Here is a 17,103-nt window from a genome sequence, read left to right on the forward strand (position 1 = left end):
CAGTCGAAGCGTTGCTATTTATAAAGAAAATAGTATTGATTATCAAATGATTATAAATTAAAACGTTGCAATTTAACGTTTTGAAAGATTTTCTTCACCCAAAATGACGGTGCCCAAACCCTGTTCCAAAAAGTTTTCGGGTATTTTTTTTCGGATACGGGTACGTTGCGAACGAATGGTCTCGTTGCTGATGCCCCGGCAGGTTGCACACTCCCGGGTCGAGAAGCCCAACTGAATCAGGGCGCACAGAAATGCATCGTTTCCCGTAAGCGGCACTACGTTGGAGAGCTGTTTCAAGTAGGGGTCGAACGCCTTGACCACCAGGGTTTGAAACTGTTTTTGCTCATCGTAGCTGAGCGACTCTTTTCCCGAACTTATCTTCGGGTACCAGAGCGAGTAGGCGGGGGTGGCCTTGAAGTCGCGGCTGCACCCTTCGCCGACCTTGCGAATGATGTCGATAAGCTGCAATTCGCGGCTCTCGTTCTCCTGGGCCCGGGCCTCCTGTTTCTTCCATTTGTGAGCAAACAACTGTTCGTTGCGGCGTCTTAAATGACGACGGTAGAAGAGGAATACCGCCACCGAGAGCAGCAGCACCGCCACCACGCATATCGTTATGGCAACGAGGAGGCGCGTGTGGCTTTTCTCTTTCAGGTCAGCGGTGATGCGCAGATGTTCCTGACGGTCTATCTGGTGGGATACGGCCGAATTTTCAATCGAGTCGGAGAGTCGGTAGGCCTCTTGCAGGTAACGATATTTGAGCGAGTCGGCAATGCCCGCCTCTTCGGGCAGGTCGGCCAGTTTGAAATAGGCCGAAGCCTTCACCGAGGTCTCCCGGCTGTGGCTGGCCTGTTCGAGGTAGAAGAGAGCCGAATCGTATTGCATCTGCAAGGCAAAGAGCTGTCCCCGTACGGCATAGTTGCGCAGGCGTTTCACTTCGTCGCGAGTAAGCGACAGGGCTCGGGCGTTGCAGGCTAAGGCTTTATCGATGTTGCTTTGCTGTTTGTAGGCACTGGCCAGGTTGTTGTAGACCGACGATTGTTCCTCCTGGTTCTTGATCTGGTTGAAGAATTGGAGCGGTTTTTCAAAGTAGAACAGCACGCTGTCGCGGTCTTTGTAGAGAAAATGATATTTGCCCAATCCCCGATAGGCGTGCGAAAGGTTGCTTTTGTCGTCGAGACCCTGCGACACCACCACGGCTTGCTGGTAGCTGTCACAGGCCGTTTCGTAGAGGTTGTGGTCCAGCAGCAGGTCGCCCAACCGGTTGTATATATCACCCTGCAAGGTATCGTTTGGCGCCTTGTCCAGTTGTTTAAGAGCCTGATGGTAGAGGATTATGGCCGAATCGGGTATATGACGTTCTTCCATCTCCACGCCTTGCCGATAGAGTTTTTGGGCTTGTTCGGAGTGGTATTGGTTGCATGAGACCGATAAAAGTACGATACATAATATGACAAATAAAACCGCTCTCCGCATGATTCTGGCAAATAATGAGCCAAAGATACAAATAATTCGTTATTTTGAAATGTTATTTTCTCGATTAGCGACATCTTGTACAGGAGAAGATATATAAAGACAAACCCGGGAGAAGCCTCTCCCGGGTTTGTCTTGGTGTATGAAAGTCTCTTGATTAGTCTTTCAGTTTGGCGCAGATGAACTCACGGTTCAAGCGGGCGATGTTGGTGAGCGAGATGTTCTTGGGGCACTCGGCAGCGCAGGCACCGGTGTTGGTGCAGTTACCGAATCCCAGTTCGTCCATCTTGGCTACCATGGCACGAGCACGGGCGGCAGCCTCTACGCGGCCTTGCGGCAGCAGGGCATACTGGCTAACCTTGGCCGATACGAAGAGCATGGCCGAACCGTTCTTGCAGGCAGCAACGCAGGCACCGCAACCGATACAGGTAGCCGAGTCCATAGCCTCGTCGGCAGCCTCTTTCGAGATGGGAATTGCGTTGGCGTCTTGTGCACCACCCGTGTTGATCGAGATATAACCACCGGCTTGTTGGATTTTGTCGAAGGCACGACGGTCTACCATCAGGTCGCGGATTACGGGGAAGCCGGCCGAACGCCACGGCTCAACCGTGATTACGTCGCCATCGTTGAACTTACGCATGTGCAACTGGCAGGTCGTTACGCTGGTGTCGGGTCCGTGGGGGTGTCCGTTGATATAGAGCGAGCACATGCCGCAGATACCTTCGCGGCAGTCGTGATCGAAAACTACGGGCTCTTTGCCCTCGTTGATGAGTTGCTCGTTGAGCAAGTCGAGCATTTCGAGGAAAGAGCTGTCGGTAGATACACCGTTGAGTTTATAAGTCTCAAATCTACCTTTTTCTTTGGGACCTTTTTGGCGCCAAATTCTGAGTGTTATATTGATTGTTTTTTCCATAACTTTATCGTGTTATACCGGAATTAAACGGCGATTAGACAAATTATTTCTTGTAGTTACGTTGTTGAACCTTGATAGCCTCGTATTTCAGTTCTTCCTTCAATAGTTCGGGCTTTTTATCTTCGCCTTGGTATTTCCAGCAGCTTACATACATAAAGTGTTCGTCGTCACGTTTAGCCTCTCCGTCTTCGGTTTGATACTCTTCACGGAAGTGGCCACCACAAGACTCTTCGCGGTTGAGAGCGTCGAGAGCCATCAACTTGCCTATTTCGAGGAAGTCCTCTACGCGCAGAGCCTTTTCGAGCTCCACGTTCAGCGTATTGGCTTCGCCCGGGATACGTACGTTGGTGTAGAATTCCTTCTTCACCTCGTCGATTTTCTTGAGTGCGGTTTCGAGTCCGGCTTTGTTACGACCCATACCTACATACTCGACCATGATGTGGCCCAGCTCTTTGTGAATCGAGTCAACCGAACGTTTACCCTTGATGTTCATCAGTCGGGCGATACGGGCCTTGACAGCCTTTTCGGCCTCTACGAACTCGGGCAGGTCGGTCGAGAAGCGGGGAACCTGAATCTGGTCGGAGAGGTAGTTCTGAATCGTGTAGGGCAATACGAAGTAACCGTCGGCCAAACCTTGCATCAGAGCCGATGCACCCAGACGGTTGGCACCGTGGTCCGAGAAGTTGGCTTCGCCGATGGCGAACAGACCGGGGATAGAGGTCATCAACTCATAGTCTACCCAGATACCTCCCATCGTGTAGTGCGATGCGGGATAGATCATCATAGGCGTTTCGTAGGGGTTCTGGTCTACGATCTTCTCGTACATCTGGAACAGGTTGCCGTAGCGGCTGGCCACAGCCTCTTTACCTTTCTTTTGGATAGCAGCAGCTTCGCCTCCCAGTTTTTCGATTTCGTGGTGGTCGAGACCTTGGATAGCCTGTTTACCCAGACGCTCGATACTCTCTTTGAAGTCGAGGTATACGGCATAACCCGAGGGACTTACACCATAACCGGCGTCGCAACGCTCTTTGGCGGCACGCGAAGCCACGTCGCGGGGCACGAGGTTACCGAATGCCGGATAACGACGTTCCAGGTAGTAGTCGCGGTCTTCTTCCTTGATATCGGTCGGTTTCAGTTTGCCGGCGCGGATAGCGGCAGCATCTTCTTTCTTTTTGGGAACCCAGATACGACCGTCATTACGCAGCGACTCCGACATCAGCGTCAGTTTCGATTGGAACTCGCCGTGTACCGGGATACAGGTAGGGTGAATCTGAGCATAGGCGGGGTTGGCAAAGTAGGCACCCTTGTGGTAGCACTGTACGGCTACCGAACCGTTCGATGCCATGGCGTTGGTCGAGAGGAAGTATACGTTACCGTATCCACCGGTGGCGATAACCACGGCGTGAGCGGCAAAGCGTTCGATTTCACCGGTCACTAGGTTGCGGGCAATGATACCGCGGGCACGGCCGTCGATGATGACGAGGTCGAGCATTTCGTAGCGGGTATATTGTTTTACGGTACCTTTCTTTACCTGACGGTTGAGGGCGGCGTAGGCGCCGAGCAGCAGCTGTTGTCCCGTTTGACCTTTGGCGTAGAAGGTACGCGATACCTGGGCACCGCCAAACGAACGGTTGGCCAACTGGCCGCCGTATTCACGGGCGAAAGGTACGCCTTGTGCCACGCATTGGTCGATGATGTTGTTCGATACCTCGGCCAGACGATAAACGTTAGCCTCGCGGGCACGGTAGTCACCACCCTTGATGGTATCGTAGAAGAGACGGTATACCGAGTCACCGTCGTTCTGATAGTTTTTGGCAGCGTTGATACCGCCTTGTGCGGCAATCGAGTGAGCACGACGGGGCGAATCCTGAATGCAGAAGTTCAGCACGTTGAATCCCAGCTCGCCTAGCGTAGCGGCAGCCGAGCCACCGGCCAGACCCGTACCTACGACGATGATGTCGAGACGACGTTTATTGGCCGGGTTCACCAATTTTTGGTGAGCTTTATAATTGGTCCACTTTTCAGCCAAGGGGCCTTCGGGTATTTTAGAATCTATTGTAGCCATAACAATTTTTTTTCTTTGAAATGAATAGTTGGTTTATGAATAGGGCTGTTTTAGCAGCAGGTCAGGCTCATTACATAGAACGAGATGGCCACTACGATAAAGCCCAGGCAGATGATGGTTGCGAAAATGTTGGAGATGCATTTCCAGCGGTTGAACCATACGTGATTGTTGATACCCAGAGTTTGGATAGCGCTCCAGAATCCGTGGGTGAGGTGGAACCACAAAGCTACAAACCAAATGAGGTAAAGCACTACGTAAACCGGATTGCTGAACGTCTGTTGTATCAGCGCGATACCATCTTGGGGATTTACACCGGGCATGTGACCCAGAATCTCATTGAGCTGCATCTTGTACCAGAAGTTGAAGAGGTGCAACGCCAAGCCCAGCAAGACGATGATACCCAGCACGAGCATGTTCTGCGAGGCCCATTCTACGGTTTGCGGACGTGTGTTGACCAGATAGCGGTCGTTACCACGGGCTTTCCGGTTTTGCAAGGTCAGCCAGAAGGCGTAGATGATGTGAATCACAGCTCCGGCGGCGATGATGACAGTTCCTATCAGAGCATACCAGTTAGCTCCCAGGAATTCGCATACTGCATTGTAGCCGTCGTGGCTGATTAACGCCACTAAGTTCATACACATGTGAAACGTTAAAAATAGGACGAGAAAGAGTCCTGTCACACTCATGACTACTTTTCGCCCTATGGACGAGTTACTTAACCACATAGGATTTGAATTTAAGTTATTATTTGTTGTAAATAAAAATTAGGCAAACTTACACCATGCAAAAGTAAATGAAGTAAGCGGAATATACAAGTTAATAAGGAAATATTTCTTTAATGTATAGTCGCTTGGACTTCATGGATTTGAAATGATAAAGAACATAAAACCACCTGTTTTTATCAAAATATCCCTATCTTTGTCCCACTATCAATTTACAATGTATATGAAAAATAGGAATTTTTTTCTGCTGGTGACCGTTGCCGCTGCAACGCTTGCCTCGTGTAACAATCATGCGTCGTACACGATCGACGGTACGGTGTCCGACTCGACCTTGAACGGCAATACGGTTTACCTCACCGATATGGCTTCGAATACTGTTCTCGACAGTGCGGTAATCGCCGATAACAAGTTCCAGTTCACGGGTAAGGCCGATACCACTTTCATTGCAACATTGCAGTCTCGTCCCTATCGCATGCACTTGATCGTGGAGAATGGCAACATCTCGGTCGAGATGGGTGAATCTGACAAACTCTCGGGTACTCCCTTGAACGACGAAATGTCTACCTTCATGAGTGCTATCGATTCGTTGAACAATCTCTTCATAGCCAAACAACAAGAGATTGTGGCAAAAGGTTTGTCGGGCGAGGAGGCTGCCGCTGCCTGGAATGAGGTACAGGCCGGCCTGATGGGTGAAGCCAATAAGGTGCGGTCGAAATATTTTGACCGCAACAATAACAATGCCGTGGGTGCCTGGATTTTGGCTAACTGGGGTTTGGCTCCCGAACAACTCGACTCGGTTATCAATCTCTCGGGCGATGTGCTCAAAGCCAATCCGCTGGTGAAAGAGATGCTGAAACAACTGGAAATGTTGAAAAAGACGGCCGTAGGTCAGATGTTTACCGACTTTACCGTCGAGCAACCCGACGGCACGAAGGTTTCGCTCTCCGACTATGTGGGCAAGGGCCGTTATGTGCTGGTCGATTTCTGGGCTTCGTGGTGCGGTCCCTGCCGTCGTGAGATTCCCAACATCAAGGAGCTTTACGACAAATACCACGACAAGGGTCTCGATGTGCTGGGTGTAGCCGTTTGGGATAAACCCGAGGATACGCAAAAGGCTATCGAAGAGATGCAGGTTGTTTGGCCGCAGATTATCAATGCCCAGCATATTCCTACCGATCTCTACGGTATTCAGGGCATTCCTCACATCATCTTGTTTGCTCCCGACGGTACCATCGCTGCTCGCGACCTGCGCGAAGAGGCTATGAAGGAGAAGGTTACCGAGGTGATGACCGCCAAGAAGTAATAGAGGTTGCGTTACCGCAGACACGATATGACAGAGAGTCTGCCGGGCCTGAGTCCCGGTGGACTCTCTTGTTTTTGGAGGGGGAGGGATATAAACAAAAACGAGCAGCGGGGTTACCGTTGCTCGTCCTTGTGTTGGCTTACCAGGATTCGAACCTAGACAAACAGAACCAAAACCTGTTGTGCTGCCATTACACCATAAGCCAAACTTCATTGCTTTGAGGTCTCAATCCTCAAAAGCGAGGCAAAGATAATGTGTTTTTACGGCTTTGCCAAATTTTGAACGAATTATTTTGCGATAAGCAGGTAATAATTCTTTTTGCCCCGCTGTACGATGATGTATTTGTCGTTCAGCAGGTAGCTGCCATCAATCTTGGTATCGGGAGCGGTGAGTTTCTCTTTGTTGATGGATACGCCGCCGCCCTGGGTCAGTTTGCGCATTTCGCCTTTCGAGGGGAATACGCCGGCCATCTCGGTGGTGAGCTCGATGGCCGATACACCAGCCAGCAGGGCGTCGCGCGAGATTTCAAACTGGGGCACACCTTCAAACACGGCCAGCAGCGTATCCTCGTCGAGCTTGTGCAGTTGCTCCGAGGTGGAGTTGCCGAAGAGGATATTCGAGGCTTCGACGGCTGCGTCGTAGTCGGCTTGCGAGTGAACCATGACGGTAACCTCGCGGGCCAGCCGTTTTTGCAGCACGCGCAGGTGGGGAGCCTGGTCGTGTTCGGCGATGAGGGCTTCGATCTCCTCGCGCGAAATCGAGGTGAATATCTTGATGTAGCGCTTGGCGTCCTCGTCGCTCACGTTGAGCCAGAACTGGTAGAACTTGTAGGGCGAGGTGTAGCGGGCGTCGAGCCATACGTTGCCCGATTCGGTCTTGCCGAATTTCGTACCGTCGGCCTTGGTCACCAGCGGGCAGGTGAGGGCGAACACTTCGCCGCCGTTGGTGCGGCGTATCAATTCGGCACCAGTGGTGATGTTGCCCCATTGGTCCGAGCCGCCCAGTTGCAACTTGCAGTTTTTCGTTTCGTAGAGGTGCAGGAAATCGTAACCTTGCAACAATTGATAGGTAAATTCGGTGAAGGAGAGTCCGTCGCGCGCCTCGCCGTTGAGTCGCTTTTGAACCGAATCTTTCGCCATCATGTAGTTGACGGTGATATGCTTGCCTACGGTGCGGGCGAAATCGAGGAAAGTAAAGTCCTTCATCCAATCATAGTTGTTCACCAGTTCGGCATGGTTGGGAGCGTCCGATTCGAAATCGAGGAACTTGCTCAACTGCTTTTTGATGCATTCCTGATTGTGACGCAGAGTCTCCTCGTCGAGCAGGTTGCGTTCTTGCGATTTACCCGAAGGGTCGCCAATCATGCCGGTAGCACCTCCTACGAGAGCCAGGGGCTTGTGCCCGCAGCGTTGGAAATGTCGCAGCATCATCACGCCGCACAAGTGACCTATGTGAAGGGAATCGGCCGTGGGGTCAAAACCCAAGTAGGCTGTAACCATTTCTTTTTCAAGGAGTTCTTCTGTGCCAGGCATCATGGTGTGTACCATTCCGCGCCATTTGAGTTCTTCTACAAAATTCATCGAATGAAAACTTAATTAAGTGTTTGTTTGTTATTCTGTCGCAGAGATAGAGATTGTTGTGACGCCCCTATTTGCGCCCGATTTATCCGAACCTCCTGGTTCTGCGGTAGCTGCAAAATTACGACTCTTTATCGAAAGAACCAATTTTCATGTCGAAATAACAAAAAATAAGAGGCGGCCGTTTGTTTTTTTGTAAATCTCACTTATTATATTATTATGAAATGTTTTTCATTAACTTTGTGCCAATCGATTTTTAATACGGGTTATGGACAGTAATGAAACCGATCTCAAGTGGTTTGCCATTCGGGTAACATATAGCCGGGAGATGGCATTAAAAGGGTATCTCGACCAGTGTGGGATAGAGTCGTTCATTCCTATGCATTATAAAGAGTTTATCAAAAGGGAACGTAAGGTGAGAAAATTGGTCCCTGTGATTCACAATCTGGTATTCGTGCGGTTGAATCGGGAGAAGATGGACGAAATCAAAGCGGATATTTCGCTCAAAATTCCTATTCGTTATATCATGAATCGGGAGAGACGCGAGCCGCTCGTTGTTCCCGACCGGCAGATGTACAGTTTCATTGCCGTAGCCGGGGCTTACAATGAGCAGGTGGTCTATCTCGACTCCAATGTGCTCTCGTTGCGCGAGGGCGACCGGGTGCGCATCACCGGTGGGGTCTTTGCCGGGGTCGAAGGTGTATTCCTCCGCATCAAGGGCGACCGTCGGGTCGTCGTCTCCATCGAGGGTGTGATGGCCGTAGCCACGGCATTTGTTCACCCCTCTCTGATTGAGCGGGTCTCTTGACCGGTTCTCAGGAACGGTGGGAGGCTTTTTCCAAAGGAAATGTGTGGGCAATGTTGCGGGCGATCGACCGGTGCAGCCGGTGGGTCGGCAGGTTGCGTATGTGGGCTGCCTTGCGGTAGAGCTTGTCGATGGGCATGTTCCCCTCGTCGGTTTCGAGGAAGAGGCGGTCGAGGGGGACCGATTTCAAGGTTTCGTGGTTGTAGTACTCACCGAACGAGAGGTAGAGCCCCTCGCGCAGCAGTTGTGCCGCCGTCTCGGGTTTCCCTCTGAATCCGTGGATAATCCACGGTTGTGCAGGTTTGCGGGCCTTGTGTATGCGAATGATGTCGTCGTAGGCCTTTACGGCATGAATGATGAGAGGTTTGTGCCACTGTTCCGAGAGGTGAATGTGTTTCTCGAAATAGAGTATCTGGGTCTCGTAGCTCACCCCGCTTTTGAGTTTGTCGAGACCCGTTTCGCCAATGGCCACCACCTGCTTGTGCTGTACGGCGGCTTCGAGTTGCGACAGTACACCCTTTGATTTGTCGGAGAGGTCCCAGGGGTGAAGTCCTACCGAGTAGTACCGGCCCGGCTGGGGGCGAAACTCCTCGGGGGTGGTGCTGATGATGGCCCCGTAGCGGTCGTGATGGGTGTGAATGTCGGTAGGGAACTTGGGTGGAACCGGGTCGTATCCGCTGCCTCCCCAGGGGTGGCAGCTCAGCAGGCGTCGGGTGGCCAGCCACAACCCTTTGAAGGGGCCGTGTATCTCTATGGCGTCGATGGCATATTGTGAGCAGGTGGGCACGTAGCGGCACGAGGGCGGGAGCATGGGCGAGATGACAGCCTTGTAGAAACGGATAGGCCACACGAGCAGGGCCGACAACACTCTTTTCATGGCCTTATGACTCGGAGGTTTCTTGGGGTTCGGTTTTTTTGACCAGCCGTTCCAGCGCCTCGACCATCTTCTGTTCAATGAAATGGAAGTCGTTCAGGTTCTTGTCGAGGTAGAGGAAAGCCAGATGCATCGACTGGTTGCGCCGGGCCATCGGCTCGGTCAGTATCTCCTTGTGCAGGCGGTAGGCTTCGCGAATGCGACGGCGCAGGTAGACCCGTTTGACGGCGCGTTTGAAATTGCGCTTGGGGATATTGATGAAAAACTGCGGGGGGTCGGCCGTGCTGTCGTCGATGCGGTAGACGATGCGCAGGGGATAGACGATGAAGGCGCTACCCTCGGCAAACAGTCGGTTGATGGCTGTTCGGCTACATAGTTTTTCGCTTTTGGGCAGGCTGTGTTCGTTCATCGTGTGTTTGCAAATAAACCTCATAAGCGCCTCTTTTCGGTAAAAGACGATTATGAGGTTTGTGGGTTGAATTGAAAAAGATGTTATTTCTTTTTGCTCTGTTCTTTCAGGAAGAGATCCAGTGCGGCCGTCATCGACGGAGCTCCGGGCGAGGGGGCTTCGAGGTCGAGGCGCAGACCTGCATCACGCACGGCTTGTGCCGTGGTGGGACCGAAGCAGCCGATTTTGATGTCGCCCTGCTCAAATTCGGGGAAGTTCTTCAAGAGCGACTTGATTCCCGAAGGGCTGAAGAAGATGAGCATGTCGTAGTCAAAGGGTTCGCCCTCTTCAAAATCGTTGCTCACGGTGCGATACATGATGGCCCGTGTATAGTTGATGTTGTGTTTCTCCAATACGGTGGTCTGTTCTTTGTGGACATCGGATACCGGGAAGAGGAATTTCTCACCGGCGTGTTTCAGCAACGACGGAACCAGATCGTCCAGTTTGCCCGAATTTCCGAAGAAAATCTTGCGTTTGCGGTAGACGATGTATTTTTGCAAATAGAGGGCAATGGCCTCGGTGGTACAGAAGTATTTCATCGTTTCGGGTATCGTGACGCGCAACTCTTCGCACAGGCGGAAGAAGTGGTCGATGGCGGTACGGGCCGTGAAAATAACAGCTGTATATTCCGGTATGGAAATCTTCTGTTGTCTGAACTCTTTCGAGGTCAGACCCTCTACCTTGATAAAGGGACGGAATACGATATTGACTCCATATCGCTCGGCAATATCGTAATAAGGCGATTTTTCGGAACTCGGCTTAGGCTGAGAAACAAGAATTTTCTTAATTTTCAAAGCTGCTGTAATTTTAGTTCGACAAAATTGTATATCAATACACTCGATTTATATACCCAAAACAGGGGTGTAATTTCGAGGGCACAAAAGTACACAATAAAATAGAATAAATCTAATATATTGCGGTAAAAAATCTTAAACCCTTTATAAATAAATAAGATACGGGAAATCACGTAGATGGCTGCCGCCACGACCAGCAGGGTGGATCGCCATTGGGGTATGAATATGGTCAGCAAAACCGGCACGGCGATAGGCAGGCTGATGATGGCGTTGATGGAGATGAAACTCTCTACCCATTTGCGGGTGTGGGCGGCATCGGTAAAGAGCAGGCCAAGCCCTCGGTAGAGCCATTTTTGCAACAGGTAGTAGAGTGCGGCGATGAGCGTGCCGCAGCAGACTCCTGTCCCTATCGATACACCCGGGGAGGGTAGGGTTTGCAACAGGAATTGATACAGGCAGAAGCCCTCCGAGACGAAAGTCATGCACAGCAGGACAGCCCGCAGTTGAGTCTCACGTACGGTGGAGTCGTCGAAGAGACTTTGTCGCTCCCTCACGTTGAGTACGCTGCTGAAAATCTCGCCCAGAAACCGGGTTCCTTTTTTAAAGGTGAAGGCAAAGAGCAGGAATACCACCATCACAATGCTCACCAGCAACGAGTTGTTGGTGGGGCTGTCGGGCATGGGGGCCGCGTCGAACCCTTCGGGTATGGCGATAATCGTCTCCTGCAAGTCTTTGAGGGGGTCGCTTTCGCGAAGGGGGGTGCTGCGTTCAAATCCGTGGATATACTGGGGCACGAATACCGCAGAGCTGTCGCTCGTCGACCGCACGACGACGCTGTCGGTCACCTGGACGGTGTCGGCGGCAAGGGCGTGTGTGGAAGCAACAGGGCTGGGCATGGCGGGTATGGATTTAGATGGCGGCTATTTTGCGAATGCTGGGGTCCCAGGCGGGAGCCTGTTCGATGGCGTCGATCGCCTCTTGGGGCGTTTGGGCCACCAGCCACATGCGTTCGTGTTCACGACGCATGAAATTCTCGTCGATGGCTTTGTGCAACATCTCGATGAGGGGGTCGTAATACCCGTCGGTATTGAGTATGACAATGGGGTTAAGGAAGAGCCCCAGTTGTTTCCAGGTGATAATCTCGAAGAGCTCTTCAAAGGTGCCGCAGCCGCCGGGCAGGGCGATGACGGCGTCGGCCTCCTGCGCCATGCGTTCCTTGCGTTCGTGCATGTCGGCCGTCACGATGGTTTGGGTCAAATCCGGGTGGCACCACCCCTCGTCGATCATGAATCGGGGAATTACCCCCATCACCTCGCCACCGTGGGCCAGCACACTGTCGGCCAGGGTCCCCATGAGCCCCTGGTTGCCGGCACCGCATACGCACCGCATGCCTTTTTGGGCGAGCAGTTGCCCGATTTCACGGGCAGCCTCGAAGTAGTCGGGGTTTATTTTGGAACTCGATGCGCAGTAGACGCATACCGATTTTATCTTTTTCATTGCCACCAGTTTGAATTGGCTGCAAAGGTAACGCTTTTTTTTGAAAGAAGGAGCGTTTGCGAGCCTCTGCTTTACAGCCAGTGGTGCTGGCGGTACCACTTCACACATTCGTTTACGCCGCGTTCGAGGCTGTATTGCGGCTCGAATCCCAGTTCGTTGCGGGCATCGGTAGTGTCGCATATCCAGTTGCGCTGTTTCATGATGCGGAACTTGTCGCGGTTCAGCGTGCTGGTCTTGCCCAGCAGAGCGGCCCCCTTCTCGGCGATGACCGAGACGAGCCACAAGCCTGCTATGGGAATCTTCACCGGGATTACCCAGCGTCGCCCCAGAGCCGTGGCTACGTAGCGGCGGAACTGTGACGAGGTGTAGGCCCTCCCTTCGGAGAGGAAGTAGCCCCGGCGGGTCACTCCCCGGTCGATGGCCTTGAAGATGGCCTGCACCAGGTCCTTGACGTAGATGAAGGTGATGAGTTGCGGCTTGAATCCCACGATGAAGTCGAAGCCGTATTTGATGCTCTTCATCATCAGATAGTAGTCCCTTTCGTAGGGGCCGTACACCCCGGTGGGGCGCATCACCACATAGGGAAATCCCGGCAGCGATTGCAGGTGCTGCTCGGCTTTCAGCTTGCTCATGCCGTAGCGCGTGTTGGGGTGGGGGGTATCGGTGGGGCGTATGGGGGTAAAGTTCTTTTCGTCGCCCACCCCCCAGGCTCCCAGGCTGCTCATGAGGATAAACTGCCGGGGCACCATGTCGGCGGCGATGAGCGCTTCGGTGAAATGCTTGACAAACCCGTAGTTGATGCGGTCGAAATCGTCGGGGTTCTTGCACTTGGTCACCCCCAGGTTGTGAATGATGTAGTCCCACTTGCCATACTCCTCTTTGTGTTGCCGCAGTTGTTCGACCAGCACCTGGGGATTGGCGTAGTTGAAGTCGATGAAGCGGATAGCCGGGTCGGTGAGATGGGCGCGCGAGGTGGTTTTGCGCACTCCCGCCCAAGTTTCGTATCCGCGCGACAGCGCCTCTTCGACAATGAAGCCGCCGATGAAGCCGCCGGCGCCGGTAATGAGTATGCGAGTAGTCATGGGTTCTTGTAATTTGCCGGGTAAAAGTACGAAGAAACCGGCTAAATCGTGGCGGTGAATCGGCGATTTTGTGAAATAGGCGCGATAAATTATTATAAAAAGTTTATAATGAGGGGAGATTAACAATCTTTCATTATCTTTGCCGGGTGTATGAAACAGCTAAGAACACTCGGCTTCCTCGGTAAACTGTCTTCGGCTTTTCCCGGGGTTGTTTTCGTGTAGTGGGTTTATGGTTTCAATCTCCTGAAAATAAAGACAAACTAAGTATAATGAAACGGTACAAATTAGTGAACAATGTGTTGGGCTGGGTAGTCTTTGTCGTGGCAGCGATTACCTATATCCTGACTTTGGAGTCGACCGCCAGTTTCTGGGACTGCGGTGAATTTATAGCATCGGGATATAAACTCGAAGTGGGGCACCCGCCGGGAAATCCCATTTTCATGTTGACGGCCCGCTTCTTTGCCAACTTTGCCTCTTCGCCTTCCGAGGTAGCCTACATGGTCAACCTCATGTCGGGTCTGTTGAGTGCCGCCACCATCTTGCTGCTGTTCTGGACTATTACCCGTCTGGCTCAGAAGGTGGTATTGCGCGAGGGCGAGACGGTCGATACCATGTCGCTCGGGCAGATGATTGCCATCTTGGGTTGCGGCGTGGTAGGAGCCTTGGCCTATGCGTGGTCCGACACCTTCTGGTTCTCGGCCGTAGAAGGTGAGGTGTATGCCTACTCCTCCTTCTGCACGGCACTGGTCTTTTGGCTTATCCTCAAATGGGAAAGCGTGGCCGACGAGCCTCACGCCAACCGCTACATCATACTCATTGCCTACATCATCGGTGTATCCATCGCGGTACACCTGCTCAACTTGCTCTGTATCCCCGCCATCGTGCTGGTATATTACTATCGCAAGTTCAAGAATACCAACCTGAAAGGCTCTATCATCGCCCTGCTGCTCTCGTTCGTGCTCATCGTGCTGTTGCTTTATGGACTGGTGCCCGGCTTCGTCGAGGTAGCCAGCTGGGTGGAGTTGCTCTTTGTCAACGTCTTCCACCTGCCTTTCAACAGCGGTGTGGTATTCTATTTCTTCCTGATTGTGGGAGTCATCGTCTGGGCCATCTATGAGACCTATGCGCAGCGCAGCGAAAAGTTGATGAAGATTTCGTTCTTCATCAGCATCGTGCTGGTGGGTATTCCCTTTATCGGCGACGGTTATGTGATAGGTATTATCCTCTCGCTGGCCCTGGCCTACTACCTCTTCTTCTCGCGTCGAAAGACCTCGGTGGTAGCCATGAACACCATTCTGCTGTCGCTGTTCGTGATCTTTATCGGTTACTCGTCGTATGCGCTGATTCTGATACGTTCGACGGCCAACACGCCGATGGATCAGAACTCGCCCGAGGATATTTTCAGCCTGAGCGGTTACCTCAACCGCGAGCAATATGGCGACCGTCCGCTCTTCTACGGGCAGACCTTCCCGGCCGAAATCGCTCGCGATGCCAACGGTACGGCTCTGTCGACCAAAGGAAAACCCATTTGGAAAAAGAAACTGAAATCGTCGCCCGACGATCCCGACCAATACATCATTACCGGGTATAACGAGCAGTACAAGTACCAACCCGAGTTGTGCATGCTCTTCCCCCGCATGTACAGCGATAGGGCTGAACACATCTCGGCCTACAAGGAGTGGACCAAATTCAAGGGTCGTCCCGTGCAGGTGACCACCTCCGAAGGGACGAAGACGGTGATGAAGCCTACCTTCGGCGAGAACCTCGCCTTCTTCCTTGATTACCAGCTCAACTACATGTACTGGCGCTACTTCATGTGGAACTTTGCCGGCCGGCAGAACGACATACAGGGTCATGGCGAGGTACAGAACGGTAACTGGATAAGCGGCTTCAACTTCATCGACAAGCACCTGGCCGGCGACCAGACGAACCTGCCCGACGACTTGAAGAATAACGGTGGCCACAACGTCTTCTACATGTTGCCGCTCCTGCTCGGTCTCATCGGACTCTTCTTCCAGGCCTTCTCGGGCAAGAAGGGTATCGAGAGCTTCTGGGTTACCTTCTTCCTCTTCTTCATGACCGGTATCGCCATTGTCATCTACCTGAACCAGACGCCCTATCAGCCGCGTGAGCGCGACTACGCCTATGCAGGCTCCTTCTATGCCTTTGCCATTTGGATCGGGTTGGGTGTTGCCGCCATCTGGCGCGGGCTCAACTACCTGGCCAAGACGACCGACGAGAAACCCAAAGCCACGGTAACGGCCGCGATAGCTTCGCTGCTGTGTCTGTGCGTACCCTTGCAGATGGTGAGCCAGACATGGGACGACCACGACCGTTCGGGCCGCTACGTCTGCCGCGACTTCGGTATGAACTACCTGTCGAGTGTCGATGAGAACGCCATTCTCTTCACCAACGGCGACAACGATACCTTCCCCTTGTGGTATGTGCAGGAGGTCGAGGGCTATCGCACCGACGTGCGGGTGTGCAACCTCTCCTATTTGCAGACCGACTGGTATATCGACCAGATGAAGCGTCCCGCCTATGAATCGGCTCCGCTGCCCATCTCGGCCGACGAGTCGAAATATGCCTACGACGTGCGCTCCTATAATTACGTAATCAACCGGGTGGCCGATTCGATTTCGGTCGGCGATGCCTTGGAGTATCTGTATAGCGATGAGGCCTGGACTAAAGATGTGCCGGGTTATGGTGCACTCAATCACCTGCCCACCAACAAGCTCTATATTCCGGTCGATGCCGATGCCGCGGTTGCTTCGGGCACCGTACCTCCCGAGTTGAAAGACAGCATCGTCTCGCGCATCGCCCCCAATCTGGGCAGCAAGCAGGGATTCACCATGAGCGAAATTGCCTCGCTCGACATCATCAACACCAATGCCCAGCAGGGCTGGAAGCGCCCGATCTATTTTGCCGTGACCGTGGGTAGCAGCTACTACCTGGGACTCGAAGACTATTTCTCGCGCACGGGTCTGGCCTATCAGGTGGTACCGTTGAAAGGTGTCAACAACAATATCAACACCGACAAGATGTATGACAACATGGTCAACCGCTTCCGCTGGGGTGGTATCGACCAGGCCACGAAAGAGCACCCCCTGTATCTCGACGAGAATGTGCGCCGCATGTGCAATACCATTCGCATGATGTTTGCCGACCTGGTTGAGCAGCTTATTGTCGAGGGCAAGAACGAGAAGGCTCTCACCGCTCTGAATCTCATTGTCGAGAAGATACCGGGCTGGCAGGTTACCCATGACCTGACGTCGGTCTCCTTCGGACAGTCCTATCTCGAATTGGGTGAGAAAGCGAAGGGCGAGGCTCTGTTGAGCGAGATTTTTGACACCTCGGCCAGCTACCTCAACTGGTATAAGGATCTCACGCCGGGACAACTCCGATCGGTGGGCAGCGATTACCAGAAACATCTCTACATCGTCCACATGATCAACGAATTGTGTACGGTCTACGGACTCCCCGACTTGCAAAAGAAAATCGGCGACCGGTTCGCTATTCAAGAGTAATGAAATGAATTGTTTTCGGGAGAGTG

14 protein-coding genes, 1 tRNA gene and 1 pseudogene are annotated in these 17,103 nt (G+C 52.6%); 3 read left to right on the forward strand and 13 right to left on the reverse strand.

Annotated features, from left to right (window positions below; genetic code table 11):
• Window positions 1-72: 72 nt before the first annotated feature.
• The 4 genes from BARVI_RS07420 to BARVI_RS07435 form a co-directional block, all read right to left on the reverse strand.
• Window positions 73-1,365 carry a tetratricopeptide repeat protein gene (locus BARVI_RS07420; RefSeq protein ID WP_025278624.1) on the reverse strand — a complete coding sequence of 431 codons (1,293 nt, stop codon included), beginning with the start codon at window positions 1,363-1,365 and terminating at the stop codon, window positions 73-75.
• 262 nt (window positions 1,366-1,627) lie between these two features.
• Window positions 1,628-2,383 (reverse strand): succinate dehydrogenase/fumarate reductase iron-sulfur subunit, encoded by a 756-nt coding sequence (locus BARVI_RS07425; RefSeq protein ID WP_025278625.1) that lies wholly within the window; start codon window positions 2,381-2,383, stop codon window positions 1,628-1,630.
• A 43-nt stretch (window positions 2,384-2,426) separates the two neighbouring features.
• The gene (locus BARVI_RS07430) at window positions 2,427-4,448 is read right to left on the reverse strand and encodes a fumarate reductase/succinate dehydrogenase flavoprotein subunit (RefSeq protein ID WP_025278626.1); all 2,022 of its coding nucleotides are present in this window, start codon (window positions 4,446-4,448) and stop codon (window positions 2,427-2,429) included.
• A 50-nt stretch (window positions 4,449-4,498) separates the two neighbouring features.
• Window positions 4,499-5,173: a fumarate reductase gene (locus BARVI_RS07435; protein ID WP_025278627.1), complete on the reverse strand. Its 675-nt coding sequence runs from the start codon at window positions 5,171-5,173 to the stop codon at window positions 4,499-4,501.
• A gap of 220 nt (window positions 5,174-5,393) precedes the next feature.
• On the opposite strand from BARVI_RS07435, the gene BARVI_RS07440 reads away from it, so the two are divergent.
• On the forward strand, window positions 5,394-6,473 hold the full coding sequence (locus BARVI_RS07440) for a TlpA disulfide reductase family protein (protein ID WP_025278628.1): 1,080 nt from the start codon (window positions 5,394-5,396) through the stop codon (window positions 6,471-6,473).
• A 134-nt stretch (window positions 6,474-6,607) separates the two neighbouring features.
• Here the strand turns inward: BARVI_RS07440 and BARVI_RS07445 are convergent.
• A tRNA-Gln gene (locus BARVI_RS07445) sits at window positions 6,608-6,678 on the reverse strand.
• A gap of 82 nt (window positions 6,679-6,760) precedes the next feature.
• A complete protein-coding gene (gene tyrS, locus BARVI_RS07450; RefSeq protein ID WP_025278629.1) occupies window positions 6,761-8,053 on the reverse strand; it encodes a tyrosine--tRNA ligase in 1,293 nt (430 codons plus the stop codon).
• A 265-nt stretch (window positions 8,054-8,318) separates the two neighbouring features.
• On the opposite strand from tyrS, the gene BARVI_RS07455 reads away from it, so the two are divergent.
• A complete protein-coding gene (locus tag BARVI_RS07455; protein ID WP_025278630.1) occupies window positions 8,319-8,858 on the forward strand; it encodes a UpxY family transcription antiterminator in 540 nt (179 codons plus the stop codon).
• Between the two features lie 7 nt (window positions 8,859-8,865).
• On the opposite strand, the gene BARVI_RS07460 is transcribed toward BARVI_RS07455, so the two are convergent.
• The 7 genes and pseudogenes from BARVI_RS07460 to BARVI_RS07485 form a co-directional block, all read right to left on the reverse strand.
• Window positions 8,866-9,495, reverse strand: a complete 630-nt coding sequence (locus BARVI_RS07460) for a TatD family hydrolase (RefSeq protein WP_038534593.1) — start codon at window positions 9,493-9,495, stop codon at window positions 8,866-8,868.
• Between the two features lie 18 nt (window positions 9,496-9,513).
• Window positions 9,514-9,732 (reverse strand): annotated as a pseudogene (yidD, locus tag BARVI_RS13610) (membrane protein insertion efficiency factor YidD); the annotation flags it as partial.
• 4 nt (window positions 9,733-9,736) lie between these two features.
• Window positions 9,737-10,162, reverse strand: coding sequence for a ribonuclease P protein component (locus BARVI_RS07465; protein ID WP_232213966.1), 426 nt, complete (start codon window positions 10,160-10,162; stop codon window positions 9,737-9,739).
• Between the two features lie 59 nt (window positions 10,163-10,221).
• A complete protein-coding gene (locus BARVI_RS07470; protein WP_025278633.1) occupies window positions 10,222-10,971 on the reverse strand; it encodes a uroporphyrinogen-III synthase in 750 nt (249 codons plus the stop codon).
• Complete coding sequence (locus tag BARVI_RS07475) at window positions 10,968-11,867, reverse strand: DUF4271 domain-containing protein (RefSeq protein ID WP_025278634.1); 900 nt, start codon at window positions 11,865-11,867, stop codon at window positions 10,968-10,970. The genes BARVI_RS07470 and BARVI_RS07475 overlap by 4 nt, the downstream gene beginning before the upstream one ends.
• 13 nt (window positions 11,868-11,880) lie before the next feature.
• On the reverse strand, window positions 11,881-12,468 hold the full coding sequence (locus tag BARVI_RS07480) for an LOG family protein (protein WP_025278635.1): 588 nt from the start codon (window positions 12,466-12,468) through the stop codon (window positions 11,881-11,883).
• A 71-nt stretch (window positions 12,469-12,539) separates the two neighbouring features.
• Window positions 12,540-13,550 (reverse strand): NAD-dependent epimerase/dehydratase family protein, encoded by a 1,011-nt coding sequence (locus BARVI_RS07485; protein ID WP_025278636.1) that lies wholly within the window; start codon window positions 13,548-13,550, stop codon window positions 12,540-12,542.
• Between the two features lie 269 nt (window positions 13,551-13,819).
• Between BARVI_RS07485 and BARVI_RS07490 the strand changes: the two genes are divergently transcribed.
• Complete coding sequence (locus BARVI_RS07490; RefSeq protein WP_025278637.1) at window positions 13,820-17,077, forward strand: protein O-mannosyl-transferase family; 3,258 nt, start codon at window positions 13,820-13,822, stop codon at window positions 17,075-17,077.
• Window positions 17,078-17,103 lie beyond the last annotated feature (26 nt).

The sequence above is a fragment of the Barnesiella viscericola DSM 18177 genome, from assembly GCF_000512915.1.
Classification (GTDB): Bacteria; Bacteroidota; Bacteroidia; order Bacteroidales; family Barnesiellaceae; genus Barnesiella; species Barnesiella viscericola.

Coding starts and splice junctions, on each gene's coding strand:
- BARVI_RS07420 (WP_025278624.1), bottom strand. CDS start 1,365: ATGGAAGAACGTCATATACCCGATTCGGCCATAATCCTCTACCATCAG.
- BARVI_RS07425 (WP_025278625.1), bottom strand. CDS start 2,383: ATGGAAAAAACAATCAATATAACACTCAGAATTTGGCGCCAAAAAGGT.
- BARVI_RS07430 (WP_025278626.1), bottom strand. CDS start 4,448: ATGGCTACAATAGATTCTAAAATACCCGAAGGCCCCTTGGCTGAAAAG.
- BARVI_RS07435 (WP_025278627.1), bottom strand. CDS start 5,173: ATGTGGTTAAGTAACTCGTCCATAGGGCGAAAAGTAGTCATGAGTGTG.
- BARVI_RS07440 (WP_025278628.1), top strand. CDS start 5,394: ATGAAAAATAGGAATTTTTTTCTGCTGGTGACCGTTGCCGCTGCAACG.
- tyrS (WP_025278629.1), bottom strand. CDS start 8,053: ATGAATTTTGTAGAAGAACTCAAATGGCGCGGAATGGTACACACCATG.
- BARVI_RS07455 (WP_025278630.1), top strand. CDS start 8,319: ATGGACAGTAATGAAACCGATCTCAAGTGGTTTGCCATTCGGGTAACA.
- BARVI_RS07465 (WP_232213966.1), bottom strand. CDS start 10,162: ATGAGGTTTATTTGCAAACACACGATGAACGAACACAGCCTGCCCAAA.
- BARVI_RS07475 (WP_025278634.1), bottom strand. CDS start 11,867: ATGCCCAGCCCTGTTGCTTCCACACACGCCCTTGCCGCCGACACCGTC.
- BARVI_RS07480 (WP_025278635.1), bottom strand. CDS start 12,468: ATGAAAAAGATAAAATCGGTATGCGTCTACTGCGCATCGAGTTCCAAA.
- BARVI_RS07485 (WP_025278636.1), bottom strand. CDS start 13,550: ATGACTACTCGCATACTCATTACCGGCGCCGGCGGCTTCATCGGCGGC.
- BARVI_RS07490 (WP_025278637.1), top strand. CDS start 13,820: ATGAAACGGTACAAATTAGTGAACAATGTGTTGGGCTGGGTAGTCTTT.